Origin of the sequence: Paraburkholderia sp. GV068, assembly GCF_003058125.1 — a bacterium.
Taxonomy (GTDB): domain Bacteria; phylum Pseudomonadota; class Gammaproteobacteria; order Burkholderiales; family Burkholderiaceae; genus Paraburkholderia; species Paraburkholderia graminis.
The window spans coordinates 65969-78189 of the sequence record NZ_QBUB01000017.1; the positions used below are offsets into that span (position 1 = coordinate 65969).

Annotated in this window: 11 protein-coding genes; 3 read left to right on the forward strand and 8 right to left on the reverse strand. The window is 64.6% G+C overall.

Translation table 11 applies throughout. The features are described 5' to 3' along the window. Nucleotides 1–14: 14 nt before the first annotated feature. Both coaD and rsmD read right to left on the reverse strand, forming a co-directional pair. On the reverse strand, nucleotides 15–530 hold the full coding sequence (gene coaD / locus C8K18_RS27555) for a pantetheine-phosphate adenylyltransferase (protein ID WP_006048042.1): 516 nt from the start codon (nucleotides 528–530) through the stop codon (nucleotides 15–17). A gap of 112 nt (nucleotides 531–642) precedes the next feature. Then, entirely contained in the window at nucleotides 643–1257 is a 615-nt protein-coding gene (gene rsmD / locus C8K18_RS27560) for a 16S rRNA (guanine(966)-N(2))-methyltransferase RsmD (RefSeq protein WP_107710495.1), read from the reverse strand. 255 nt (nucleotides 1258–1512) lie between these two features. On the opposite strand from rsmD, the gene ftsY reads away from it, so the two are divergent. Further along, nucleotides 1513–2682 carry a signal recognition particle-docking protein FtsY gene (gene ftsY / locus C8K18_RS27565; RefSeq protein ID WP_107710496.1) on the forward strand — a complete coding sequence of 390 codons (1170 nt, stop codon included), beginning with the start codon at nucleotides 1513–1515 and terminating at the stop codon, nucleotides 2680–2682. Between the two features lie 97 nt (nucleotides 2683–2779). On the opposite strand, the gene maiA is transcribed toward ftsY, so the two are convergent. Together maiA and C8K18_RS27575 are read right to left on the reverse strand one after the other, a co-directional pair. Continuing rightward, a complete protein-coding gene (maiA, locus tag C8K18_RS27570) occupies nucleotides 2780–3424 on the reverse strand; it encodes a maleylacetoacetate isomerase (RefSeq protein WP_006048045.1) in 645 nt (214 codons plus the stop codon). 26 nt (nucleotides 3425–3450) lie between these two features. After that, nucleotides 3451–4149, reverse strand: a complete 699-nt coding sequence (locus C8K18_RS27575; RefSeq protein WP_053857473.1) for a fumarylacetoacetate hydrolase family protein — start codon at nucleotides 4147–4149, stop codon at nucleotides 3451–3453. A gap of 251 nt (nucleotides 4150–4400) precedes the next feature. Here C8K18_RS27575 and ybiB point away from each other — a divergent pair, with 251 nt between their 5' ends. Continuing rightward, nucleotides 4401–5372 carry a DNA-binding protein YbiB gene (gene ybiB / locus C8K18_RS27580; RefSeq protein ID WP_107710497.1) on the forward strand — a complete coding sequence of 324 codons (972 nt, stop codon included), beginning with the start codon at nucleotides 4401–4403 and terminating at the stop codon, nucleotides 5370–5372. Between the two features lie 2 nt (nucleotides 5373–5374). Here ybiB and C8K18_RS27585 read toward each other — a convergent pair whose 3' ends face one another. Next, nucleotides 5375–5758 carry a nuclear transport factor 2 family protein gene (locus tag C8K18_RS27585; protein ID WP_006048048.1) on the reverse strand — a complete coding sequence of 128 codons (384 nt, stop codon included), beginning with the start codon at nucleotides 5756–5758 and terminating at the stop codon, nucleotides 5375–5377. Nucleotides 5759–5797: 39 nt separating this feature from the next. Continuing rightward, nucleotides 5798–6361, reverse strand: a complete 564-nt coding sequence (locus C8K18_RS27590; protein WP_006048049.1) for an acyloxyacyl hydrolase — start codon at nucleotides 6359–6361, stop codon at nucleotides 5798–5800. Between the two features lie 360 nt (nucleotides 6362–6721). On the opposite strand from C8K18_RS27590, the gene rpoH reads away from it, so the two are divergent. Next, complete coding sequence (gene rpoH, locus C8K18_RS27595) at nucleotides 6722–7657, forward strand: RNA polymerase sigma factor RpoH (RefSeq protein WP_006048050.1); 936 nt, start codon at nucleotides 6722–6724, stop codon at nucleotides 7655–7657. A gap of 126 nt (nucleotides 7658–7783) precedes the next feature. Here the strand turns inward: rpoH and nagE are convergent, their stop codons facing one another. Together nagE and ptsP are read right to left on the reverse strand one after the other, a co-directional pair. After that, a complete protein-coding gene (gene nagE, locus C8K18_RS27600) occupies nucleotides 7784–9559 on the reverse strand; it encodes an N-acetylglucosamine-specific PTS transporter subunit IIBC (protein WP_107710498.1) in 1776 nt (591 codons plus the stop codon). A 73-nt stretch (nucleotides 9560–9632) separates the two neighbouring features. Then, complete coding sequence (ptsP, locus tag C8K18_RS27605) at nucleotides 9633–12197, reverse strand: phosphoenolpyruvate--protein phosphotransferase (protein WP_181324951.1); 2565 nt, start codon at nucleotides 12195–12197, stop codon at nucleotides 9633–9635. Between the last annotated feature and the right edge of the window lie 24 nt (nucleotides 12198–12221).

A 12221-nucleotide genomic window follows, 5' to 3' on the forward strand; every position in this document is an offset into this window, starting at 1 on the left:
ATAGTTTACGCCGGTTACGGCTGCGCCGCCGAAGCGCCGTTGTCCGCGTCCAATGCCGCGACCTTTTCCTTCAGCCATTTTTCGACCGACGGGAACACGAACTTGCTGACGTCGCCGCCCAGTTGCGCGATCTCCCGGACAATCGTGCCCGAGATGAACTGGTACTGGTCGGACGGCGTCATGAACATGGTCTCCACGTCCGGCAACAGATAGCGGTTCATGCCAGCCATCTGGAACTCGTATTCGAAGTCCGACACGGCGCGCAGCCCGCGCACGATCACGCGTGCGTTATTGGTCCGCACGAAGTCCTTCAGCAGCCCCTTGAAGCTCATGACCTGCACGTTCGGATAATGGCCGAGCACTTCATGAGCGATGTCGAGACGCTCTTTCAGCGTGAAAAACGGCTTCTTGTTGCGGCTGTCGGCAACGCCGACCACCAGCGTGTCGAAGATGCTCGACGCGCGCCGCACGAGGTCTTCGTGACCGCGTGTGAGCGGATCGAACGTGCCCGGATACACGGCGACTACCATGAGATTTCTCCTCTCTTCAGACAGATGGGCACGTCAAAGCGTCCACGCGACGCATTTGGCACCGGCCGCGCGCGTGACGTGAAATCGTCCGGCGCTTGTTTTGGAAGGCGCATTATTCCTCATTTTCGCGCTGCAGCAAATGGAAGTGGACAGCGCCGGCTTTCCCTTCCCGCACGATTTTCCACCCGGCCAGCGCTTCGTTTGCGTCGACGTCCAGAGCCGCGCCGGCCTCCACATACAGAAACCCGTCTTCGCTGACGAGCGGCGCGGCCAGCGCCAGCGCTTTGTCCAGCAGATCGTCGCCGAAAGGCGGGTCGAGAAACACGACGTCGAACGAAGCGGGCGGCAGGCTTGCAGCAAGCCGCAAGCCGTCGGCCTCGACAATTTCGATCGTGCGCGCGGCGAGGCGCTCCTGATTCGCCCGCAACTGGGCGGCCGCTCGCGCGTTGCGCTCGACCATCAGCACGCGCGCGGCGCCGCGCGACGCTGCCTCGAAACCGAGCGCGCCGCTGCCCGCGAACAGATCGAGACAGAGCTCGCCGTCAAGGCGTTGCCCGAGCCAGTTGAACAGCGTCTCGCGGACGCGGTCCGGCGTCGGCCGCAGACCGTCGAGGTCGAGCACCGGCAGCGGCGTGCGTTTCCAGTCGCCGCCGATAATCCGGATCGCGTGCGGCTTGCGGCTTTTGGAGGAAGCGCCGTGGGCGCGTGAAGGAGCAGAACGGGGCATGCAGTTTCGATTACGTTTGTGGAAAGCGTCCGCCACATCGACGCGAAGCGCCATACGAGCGGACTGGAGCGCCAACGTTACCACAGGGGCGCCGCGCGTCCACCCTGGCCATTCGGCCGATACGACGCACGACGGCGCGCCTGATAAAATGTGCGGCTTCCAGCGCCCTGCATCCCGCATTGCAACGCTGCCTGCCGCTCCCGCCGGCGCTGTGCCGGCTGCGCGCTTCGGCGCGCGCTCTCACCACGCCAGATCATGTTCAGCTTTTTCAAACGATTCAAGGGTTCGAAAGAGTCCGAAAACGCGCCAGACGAATCGCAGACCGCGCCTGACGATCTTCTCGACGAGCCGCCTGCGGTAGAAGCACCGGCCGCGCCGCGTGCCGATGCGCCCGGCAGCATCGCGACACCGCCTGCAGCCGCTGAGCCCCAATTTGTGCCGCAAGCCCAGCCAGAAACCGACGTCGAAGAAGCGTCGTTAGAAACGGTAGAGATCGTGCCGCCGCCGGTTCCGGACGAGAGCGCGAAACGCTCATGGCTGACTCGCCTGAAGACCGGCTTGTCGAAAACGAGTTCGAGCATCACCGGCATTTTCGTCGGCGCAAAGATCGACGAAGATCTTTACGAAGAGCTCGAAACCGCGCTGCTGATGTCGGACGCAGGCGTCGACGCCACCGAATTCCTGCTCGAAGCGCTGCGCGAGAAAGTGCGCGCCGAGCGTCTCACGGAGCCGCAGCAGGTCAAGGCCGCCCTGCGCACGCTGCTCGTCGACCTTCTGAGGCCGCTCGAAAAATCGCTGATGCTCGGGCGCGCCAAGCCGCTCGTCATGATGATCGCCGGCGTCAACGGCGCGGGCAAAACGACCAGCATCGGCAAGCTCGCCAAGCATCTGCAGAGCTTCGACCAGTCGGTGCTGCTGGCCGCCGGCGACACGTTCCGCGCGGCCGCGCGCGAGCAGTTGGCCATCTGGGGCCAGCGCAACAACGTGACCGTAGTCGCGCAGGAAAGCGGCGACCCGGCCGCCGTGATTTTCGACGCGGTCGGCGCCGCGCGGGCGCGCAAGATCGACGTGATGATGGCCGACACGGCCGGCCGTCTGCCGACCCAACTGCATCTGATGGAAGAGCTGCGCAAGGTCAAGCGCGTGATTGGCAAGGCGCAGGACGGCGCGCCGCACGAGGTGCTGCTCGTGATCGATGCCAATACCGGGCAGAACGCGCTCGCACAGGTCAAGGCTTTCGACGACGCGCTCGGCCTCACCGGCCTCATCGTCACCAAGCTCGACGGCACGGCGAAGGGCGGCATTCTCGCGGCAATCGCGCGGCAAAGGCCAATTCCGGTTTACTTCATCGGCGTCGGCGAGAAGGTCGAGGATTTGCAGCCCTTCAGCGCCGAGGAGTTTTCGGACGCGTTGCTCGGCGGCTGAACGCCAGCACAGGCAGACGAAGGGAACCGAAGGGAAACGAAGCCAAACGAAAAAGGGCACTCCGCGGAGTGCCCTTTTCGCATTCACCGTAGCAAGCCTATTCAGCGTCCGGCTGCGCGCCCGGCGCCGCACGCGCGAACGCATCGATTTGCATCGCGTGATCGTAGATGCGCTGGATCGTCGGAAATTTCGCCGTATCGACCTTGAAGCGCTGAGCGTTGAAGACCTGCGGAATCAGGCAGGCGTCGGCGAGCGTCGGCACGTCGCCAAAGCACAACTTGCCCGTGCGTGCGTCGCTCGCGAGGTGCGTCTCGAGCGCCGCAAAACCGGCTTCCACCCAATGCCGATACCACGCGTCTTTGGCATCGTCGTCGACACAAAGCGTGTGTTTCAGATACCTGAGCACCCGCAGATTGTTCAGCGGATGAATTTCGCACGCCACCTGCAACGCCACCGAACGCACATACGCGCGATCGAGCGGCGCTTTGGGCAGAAGCGGCGGCTCCGGATGCGTTTCCTCCAGATACTCGATGATCGCGAGCGATTGCGGCATGACCTCGTGGCCGTCCACCAGAGTCGGCACGATGCCGTCGGCGTTCAGCTTGCGGTACTCGGGCTTCAACTGCTCGCCGCCGTCCCGCACGAGATGCACGGGCGCATACTCGTACGGCAGATTCTTCACGTTGAGCGCGATGCGCACGCGATACGACGCCGAACTGCGGAAATAGCTGTAGAGCTTCATGTTGTTGTCTCCTCCCCATCCCCGCGTCAAACGACGCGCACGCTCAACTCGCCGAGCCGGTCCACGCCGCCTTTCATCAGATCGCCCGGCACGACCGCGCCGACACCTTCCGGCGTGCCCGTGAAGATGAGATCGCCGGGTTGCAGCTCGAAGAGCGTCGACAGATAAGCGATAGTTTCGCCGACCGACCAGATGAGCTGCGACACGTCCGAACGCTGCTTGTCCTCACCGTTGACGGACAACCAGATCGCGCCTTCTCCGACGTGGCCGACCGTCGAAACCGGATGGATCGGCCCAAGCGGCGCCGAGTGATCGAAGCCCTTTGCGGTGTCCCACGGACGCCCGAGCTTCTTCGCCTCGGCCTGCAGATCGCGGCGCGTCATATCGAGGCCGAGCGCGTAGCCGTAGACGTGATCCAGCGCGCGGTCGGCCGGAATGTCCTTGCCGCCTTTGCCGATCGCCGCGACCAGTTCCATTTCGAAGTGCACGTTTTTCGACTGCGACGGATATGGGAATTCGCCCGTCTCGCCCGGCGGCACATACAGAACGGCATCCGCGGGCTTGGCGAAGAAAAACGGCGGCTCGCGATCCGGATCGTGTCCCATCTCACGGGCATGCGCCTCGTAATTGCGGCCGACGCAGTAAATGCGACGCACAGGGAACTGCTCGCTAGACCCGACAACCGGCACTGCAACTACCGGTGCCGGTGCAAATACGTAACTCATCCGGTTCTCCGTTGTTAGACAGACAGAAGCCGCGGCGCGGCGATAGACAGACAAACAGACAGCCAGTTTAACGCGCGGCAACAGGCGGCGCGCGTCAGTCCGGCAGCCGTTCGCGACAGCGCCGCGCCATTGCCACGCCGTTGCCAGGATCTCGCCGCAGCGCCATAGATGCGATACTCACACCAGACAACGTCCCTTGAATACCGTGGCGGCCGGCTCAAAGTCGGCGCGCCAGCAAGTCCATTGCCCTCATGACAGACTCCGCCGACACCGCCAACCCGTTCCCTTGCGCCCGCTTCATCAAGGAGATTGGCCGCGGGCCGAACGGCGCCCGCGCGCTCACCGCCGACGACACCCGCGCGCTCTACACCGCCATGCTCGACGGCCGCGTCGGCGAACTCGAGCTCGGCGCGATCCTGCTCGCCTACCGCGTGAAAGGCGAAACCGCCGACGAACTCGCCGCGATGCTCGCCGGCGCTCATGCGTCGTTCGAGCCGGTTCATCTGCCGCCGGGCGAGTTCAGCCCGGTGTCGATCCCGAGCTACAACGGCGCGCGCAAGCAGCCGAATCTCGTGCCGCTCCTCGCACTGCTGCTCGCGCGCGAGGGCGTGCCGGTTCTGGTGCACGGCGTCACCGACGATCCCGGCCGCGTGACGAGCGCCGAAATTTTCACGCATCTGCGGATTCCGCACGCAAGCTCGCACGACGATATCGAAGACGGCCTCGCCGAGCGGCGCGTGGCCTTTGCGTCCATCGATGTTCTCGCGCCGAAGCTCGCGCGTCTGCTCGCGCTGCGCCGGCGCATGGGCGTGCGCAACTCGACGCACACGCTGGTGAAAATTCTGCAGCCGTTCGCGCCCGCCGGTTTGCGGCTCGTGAACTACACGCATCCACCGTATCGGGACAGCCTGACCCAGCTATTCAGCGCGCATCCCGAGGCGGCGCAGGGCGGCGCGCTGCTCGCGCGCGGCACCGAAGGTGAAGCGGTGGCCGACACGCGGCGTCAGGTGCAGATCGACTGGCTGCACGACGGCATCTGCGAGACGCGGGTGCCGCATGAGCGCTCGTCGCGAGACGCGCCGGAGGTCGAATTACCCGAAGCGCGCGACGCCGCGACGACCGCGGCGTGGATCAGCGCCGTGCTGCGCGGCGAGGCGCCGGTGCCCGGCGCGATCGAGCGGCAAGTCGAACTGATCGTGGATGTCGCCAGAACGCCGTCGTAAGCTCACTCGATTGCGCAGCGCGTTGCCTGCCACGCAATGAGGCGCCACTGGCCCTCTTCCTGCGTATGGATCGCCGTGTAGGCAATGGGGAAAAGCAGCGCGCCGTTATTGGCTTCCATCTCGATCAGCGCGCGGCCCGTCACGACGCAGGTTTCCCGCCCGACCGGCAGCACGTCCTGCGTCTGCACTTCGATCTGCCGGTAGCGGCGGCGTCCGCCCGTAATGCCGTCGATGAACTGCTGCTTCGTTTCGCGCTTGCCGTTCGTGTGGACGTAGCTCAGGTTGTCGGCAAGCAGCGCGTCGAGCGACTGCCCGTCGCCGTCGACCATTGCGCGAAAGCGTTCCCGCTCCAGCCCGCGAATCGCCTCGATTGTCTTTGCCGCCATTGCTCAGCCCCTTGTACCGGTGAGCCGTAGCGGCCACGGTCAGAAGTTATATTGCAGATATAGCTGGTGGAAATTTATACCAGGATTCGGCTCTTTGATACCGCCGTTCGACACATGCTGGAAGCGGTAGCCGGCCTGGTACTGCTGGCGGCCGCCGAATTGCACGCCCACGCCCGCCATATCGGCGAACTGGAACGCCGTGGAAAGCGTGAAGGTCGAAGAGATTCTCGGGCTCGACAGAAGCCGCACGCCCGCGCCGGCCTCGACGAAAGGCCGGATCGTTCCCGATCCTTTGATGAAGCGAATGATAGGCGTCACACCGATTTCGCCGATGTTCTCGTGCACATTGCCTTCGTTCGTATGCCACCAGGCCACGTGCGCCTCGCCGATCAGCGCGAAATGCCAGTCGCCGATCTGCCACCACGTGAGATTCGGGTCCCACACAAAGCCGAGATCCAGCTTCTTGACATGGTGATCGCCGAGGCCGCCGGCGACCTGGATTCCGAACTGATCCGCCGCGGCGACGCCTGAAAGGCCAAACAGCAGGGCCGCGCAGACGCTTTTTAGAGCCAGTCCACGCACGACATTCTTTTTGTTGTTCATCTGACACCCGAGCTCAACAGGTTGAACGATCTGTAACAGTCTTGCTTATTCTAAAGAGAATCCGAAGTCGGCGGATCATCTTAAGAAACTTAAATTTTCGCAATTACTGACGTTAAAAAGTGAAAAAATCGGTCGAAAGTGATAAATGAAGGCGCTTTGTCAGGTAATTAATACGTCTCTGCATTGCGCTTTGAAGGGGCGTATCATGGCTATTGAAGCTTTGATGTCGATAGGAATTTACGGAACTTGGAAGCCCCTACGGCCTCTAAGTATTAGCACTCGGAAAACGAGAGTGCTAACATCCAACGCTGGAGTCGTTACCTGAACAAGCTTTTGCCTGATTCCAAAGGAGTTTTCCACGTGAGCCATGCATTGACCCTTCCGAGTACTCTGAGCCCGTCGTCGGCTAAGGCCGCTCCGGCAGGTGCGCTGGCGCTCTCGCATTCCTCCCTGCTGCCCGGTCAACTGGGCAACATCGACGCCTACATCCAGGCCGTAAATCGGATTCCGATGCTGACGCCGGCAGAAGAACGCCAGTTCGCCACAGAATTCCGCGAGCACGACAACCTCGAGGCCGCGCGCCGGCTCGTGCTGTCGCACCTGCGGCTGGTCGTTTCGATCGCGCGCAACTATCTCGGCTACGGGCTGCCGCACGCCGACCTGATCCAGGAAGGCAACATCGGCCTGATGAAGGCCGTGAAGCGCTTCGATCCCGAGCAGAACGTGCGTCTGGTGTCGTACGCGATGCACTGGATCAAGGCGGAGATCCACGAATACATTCTGCGCAACTGGCGCATGGTGAAGGTCGCCACGACCAAGGCGCAGCGCAAGCTGTTCTTCAATCTGCGCAGCCACAAGCAGGGCCTGGGCTCGTTCACGCCGGACGAGATCGAAGGTCTCGCCAAGGAACTGAACGTTAAGCGCGAAGAAGTAGCCGAAATGGAAACGCGCCTGTCGGGCGGCGACATCGCGCTGGAAGGCCAGGTTGAAGACGGCGAAGAGTCGTACGCGCCCATCGCGTATCTCGCCGACTCGCACAGCGAGCCGACCGCCGTGCTGGCCTCGCGTCAGCGCGACAAGCTGCAGAGCGACGGTATCGCGACGGCACTGGAGGCACTCGATGCCCGCAGCCGCCGCATCATCGAAGCCCGCTGGCTGAAGGTGCAGGACGATGGTTCGGGCGGCTCGACGCTGCACGAACTGGCCGACGAGTTCGGCGTGTCGGCGGAACGTATTCGCCAGATCGAAGCCAGCGCGATGAAGAAGATGCGCGGCGCGCTGACCGAGTACGCGTAACGTTCGTTTCGAATAAGCGCTGTAAGTGAAAAACCCTGCCGTCTCACGACGGCAGGGTTTTTTATACGCGCTGTGATCTCTCAGCGCGAAGTGAGCGGCGGCAGCCTGGCTGCCGCCGTCATCCAATCACGCTGGCAAAGGCGCCGCGCCGCCGCTCGCCGGCATGCGGGTCGCCAGCGTTTCGGCGTAACGCCGCGCAGCATCGCCGACGACGATATGGAACGTGTCCGCCGACACCCACGCGGTATCGAGCGTGGCGAGACGCTGACGATCCACCGCCGACGGATCGCGCACGACGATACGCAGACGCGTCGCCGCGACGGCATCGAGCGACACCACATTGCCCGCGCCGCCAAACACCGCGAGCCAGCGCAACGGATCGGGATCGAGAGGACCGTTCGCCGCGCCAGTTGCAACGGCCGCGGGAGCCGAAGCAGCAGGAGCCACTACAGCAGCCGGCTTTGCCGCAACCGCGTCACCGCCGCCCTGCCCGATCACCGTGCGAATTTCATCGGCGATGATGTCCGCTTCCGGTCCGATGATTACCTGCACGTTCGTCGCGCCGCGCTTGAGCACGCCGCGCGCGCCGATCGTCTTCAGTTCGCTCTCGGAGACCTTGTTCGAATCGACGACGGACAGACGCAGACGCGTCGTGCACGCATCCACCACCGACAGATTCGCCGCACCGCCCAACGCCGCGATATAGCGCTGCGCACGCGGCACGGCCGCGCCGGCAGCCGGCGAAACGAAGCCGCCAGCCGTGAACGATTCCACCTGCTCGTCGGCCGCGGCCGGTTCGCGGCCCGGCGTCGCCATATTGAACTTGCGGATGAAGAAGCGGAACAGCCCGTAGTACACCACCGAATACGCGATACCGACCGGAATCGCCAGCCAGCCCTTGGTGGACAGGCCGTAGTTCAGCACGTAGTCGATGGCGCCCGCGGAGAACGTGAAGCCGAGGTGAATGCCGAGCGCCGAGCAGATCGCGAGCGCGAGACCCGTCAGCAACGCGTGGATCACGTACAGCACCGGCGCGAGGAACATAAAGCTGAATTCGATCGGCTCGGTCACGCCCGTGAGGAACGACGTGAGCGCCATCGAGAACAGCAAGCCGCCGACCACCGCGCGGCGCTCCTTCGGTGCTTCGTGGAACATCGCGAGACACGCGGCCGGCAGGCCGAACATCATCACCGGGAAGAAGCCCGTCATGAACGTTCCGGCAGTCGGATCGCCCGCGAAGAAGCGATGCAGGTCGCCCGTCACCGCTGCGCCGCCCGGCGGCGTGAAGCTGCCGAACACGAACCACGTCAGCGAATTCAGAATGTGATGCAAACCCGTCACGAGCAGCAGCCGGTTCAGCACGCCGAACACGAATGCGCCGAGCGCGCCCGCCGTGGTCAGCCAATGGCCGGCCGTATCGATCACGCCCTGCACCGGCTGCCACACGTAGCCGAACACAATGCCGAGCGCGAGACAGACCACGCCCGTGACAATCGGCACGAAGCGTTTCCCTCCGAAGAACGCGAGGTAATCCGGCAGCTTGATGTCCTTGTACCGGTTGTACAGCAAACCGGCGACGACGCCCGCCACGATCCCCGACAGCACGCCCATGTTGAGCTTGTCGTTGATGTCCTTCATCACCGCGACTTCGATCAGGTAACCGATCGCGCCCGCGAGACCCGCGACGCCGTTGTTGTCCTTCGCAAAGCCAACGGCCACGCCGATCGCAAACAGCAGCGGCAGGTTATCGAAGATCGCGCCGCCGGCGTCGGCGATCATCTTGATGTTGAACACATCGGGCTGGCCGAGGCGCAGCAGCAGGCCGGCAACCGGCAGCACCGCGATAGGCAGCATCAGCGCGCGTCCCAGGCGCTGTATCTTCAGAAACGGATTCCCATCCATTGATTACCTCCAATCCTTGTCTCGTTGTCGACGGACGTCGTTAAGTTATGTAGCGATGCAAGCCGTGCGGAGTTCAGTCCAACGGCCAGGTTTCGCGGCTGACTGCTCTTACCGCCTGCGCCGATTCGAGCGCCAGTGCATCCTGGGCGCGCTGGCGGCACAGTTGATAATCGAGGTTGCGCACGCGCGCCTTGATGCCCGGCACCGACACCGGATCCACCGAAAGCTCGGTCACGCCGAGGCCGACAAGCAGCGGCATCGCAAGCGGATCGCCCGCAAGCGCGCCGCACACGCCGACCCATTTGCCATGCTTGTTCGCGCCCTGCACCGTGGCCGCGATCAGACGCAGCACGGCCGGATGCAGACCGTCGGCCTGCGCGGCCAGATCGGCCTGACAGCGGTCCATCGCGAGCGTGTATTGCGTGAGGTCGTTGGTGCCGATCGACAGGAAGTCCGCGTGTTGCGCAAGCTGATCGGCGAGCAGCGCCGCCGACGGCACTTCGACCATCACGCCCACTTCGATCGGCTCGGTGCGGCCAAGCTCGCGAGCGAATTCGTCGATACGTTTGCGGATGCGGATCAGTTCGCCGACGTCGGTCACCATCGGCAGAAGAATGCGCACGGCGCCGAACGGCTTGACCGCGAGCAGGCCGCGCAACTGATCGTCGAGCAGATCGGGGCGCACCTGCGCGAGGCGAATGCCGCGCAAGCCGAGCGCCGGGTTCGGCTCCGGCGGCAGCGTGAGGTAATCCACTTCCTTGTCGGCGCCCACGTCGAGCGTGCGGATGATCGCGGTGCGCCCGCCGAGTGCGTCGGCAATGCCCTGATAACTCTGCCGATGCTCGTCCGTGGTCGGCGCGGCGGCGCGGTGAATGAACAGCAGCTCGGTGCGCAACAGGCCAACGGAGTCGGCGCCGTTTTCCACTGCGGTGTTGGCGTCGTCGAGCGTGGCGATGTTCGCGGCCACTTCGATCGCGCGGCCATCGGCTGTCACTGCCGCTTGCTGCGACATGCGGCGGTTCGCTTCGCGCACGCCCGCGAGACGATTGCGCTCGAGGCGCGCGCGCTCGACATCGAGCTCAGTCGGCGCAAACTCGAGACGGCCATTCGTCGCGTTCACCACGACCTGCGCACCCTCGGGAATCGCATGCAGCGCGTCGCCGACGGCGACCATCGCCGGAATGCCCGCCTGGCGCGCGAGAATGGCCGCGTGCGAAGTTGCGCCGCCGCGCGCCATCACGAGCGCCGTGACACGCGAGCGGTCGAGAGACGACAGATCGGACGGCGTGAATTCGTCGGCGGCGAGCACGGCTTCATCCGGCAACGTTCGCGCGGCGGCGTTCGTATAACCGAGCGCGCGCAGCACGCGCTTTTCGATGTCGCGCAAATCGGCGGCGCGTTCGGCGAGCAACGCGTCTTCGACATTGTTCAGGATGCCTATCTGTGCCCGAATTGCTTCGCGCCATGCGAAGCCCGCGCTCTTGCCGAGGCTGATCAGATCGCGCGCGGCGTCGAGCAGCGTCGGATCTTCGAGCAGCACGCGATGCACCGCGAAAATGCCCGCCTCGCCGACCGCGCCGCGTTGCGACGCGTCGCGCACTGTCGTGCCGAGATCGGCGTCGACGGTCGCGATCGCCTTGTCGAGCAGGCGGCTTTCCGCAGCGGACGTGCCGCTCGCCTGTTCCGGCGGATCGAGGTCCGCGTCGTCCCAGCGCACCAGCTTGCCGACAGCAACGCCCGGCGACGCGCACACGCCCGCGAGCGTATTCGGCGCGAGCGCTTCGCCGGCGGCAGGCGTCACCGTTTGCGGCGCCGGCGAACTTTGCCGCGCCGGCTTCTCTTCGACTTCGCCGTGGGCCTCGCGCGTCAGTTCGTGAGCGATTGCGTCGACTGCGGCTTTGGCTTGCGGGCCGACGCCGAGCAGTTCGACGGTCGCGCCCTGGCCCGCGCCGAGCCCAAGCAGACCAACCACGCTTTCGATCGCCGCCTTGCGTCCGTCATAACGCACTTCGACGCGCGCATCGAACGCACGCGCCGCTTCGCGGGCGCGCGCTGCCGGCCGCGCATGCAGACCGCCGGCGTGGGCCAGCGTGATCTGCGCACGCGCTTCCTCGGTCACGCCGGTCGCGCTCAACTGACGCGACGCCGCAGCCGCCGCGCCGTCGCGGGCACGCAGCAGCAACAGCGGCGTTTCGCCCGCCTTCAGCATGCCGCCCTGCGCGCGCTCGACAATTTCGAACGCATCCGAATTGGCGATGGCGATCACCGAGACGAGGCTCGGCGCACGTAGCGCCACCTGATCCTGATCGAACTCGATCAGCACATCGCCGGCACGCACCTTGGCGCCTTGCTCGACCATCGGCGCAAAGCCCTTGCCGTTCAGCTCGACGGTGTCGATGCCGATATGCAGCAGAATCTCGGCGCCTTCCGCGGTCGCCAACGTCACCGCGTGACCGGTGCGCGCGAGATGCGTGACGGTTGCGTCGCACGGTGCGACGAGCCGGCCCTCGAGCGGATCGACGCCGATGCCGTCGCCGAACATGCCCCCCGAAAACACCGGATCGGGCACGTTCGCGAGCGGCACGACCGGACCGGTCATCGGCGCGAGCAAAACAATATGGCCTTCAGAATGGCTCATTAAACGGGACTCCTCGACACGTCG

Bases quoted from the DNA above. Each gene is read 5' to 3' on its own strand.
- C8K18_RS27590 (WP_006048049.1), bottom strand. From the start codon at position 6,361: ATGAACAACAAAAAGAATGTCGTGCGTGGACTGGCTCTAAAAAGCGTC.
- coaD (WP_006048042.1), bottom strand. From the start codon at position 530: ATGGTAGTCGCCGTGTATCCGGGCACGTTCGATCCGCTCACACGCGGT.
- C8K18_RS27575 (WP_053857473.1), bottom strand. From the start codon at position 4,149: ATGAGTTACGTATTTGCACCGGCACCGGTAGTTGCAGTGCCGGTTGTC.
- ptsP (WP_181324951.1), bottom strand. From the start codon at position 12,197: ATGAGCCATTCTGAAGGCCATATTGTTTTGCTCGCGCCGATGACCGGT.
- C8K18_RS27585 (WP_006048048.1), bottom strand. From the start codon at position 5,758: ATGGCGGCAAAGACAATCGAGGCGATTCGCGGGCTGGAGCGGGAACGC.
- nagE (WP_107710498.1), bottom strand. From the start codon at position 9,559: ATGGATGGGAATCCGTTTCTGAAGATACAGCGCCTGGGACGCGCGCTG.
- rsmD (WP_107710495.1), bottom strand. From the start codon at position 1,257: ATGCCCCGTTCTGCTCCTTCACGCGCCCACGGCGCTTCCTCCAAAAGC.
- ybiB (WP_107710497.1), top strand. From the start codon at position 4,401: ATGACAGACTCCGCCGACACCGCCAACCCGTTCCCTTGCGCCCGCTTC.
- ftsY (WP_107710496.1), top strand. From the start codon at position 1,513: ATGTTCAGCTTTTTCAAACGATTCAAGGGTTCGAAAGAGTCCGAAAAC.
- maiA (WP_006048045.1), bottom strand. From the start codon at position 3,424: ATGAAGCTCTACAGCTATTTCCGCAGTTCGGCGTCGTATCGCGTGCGC.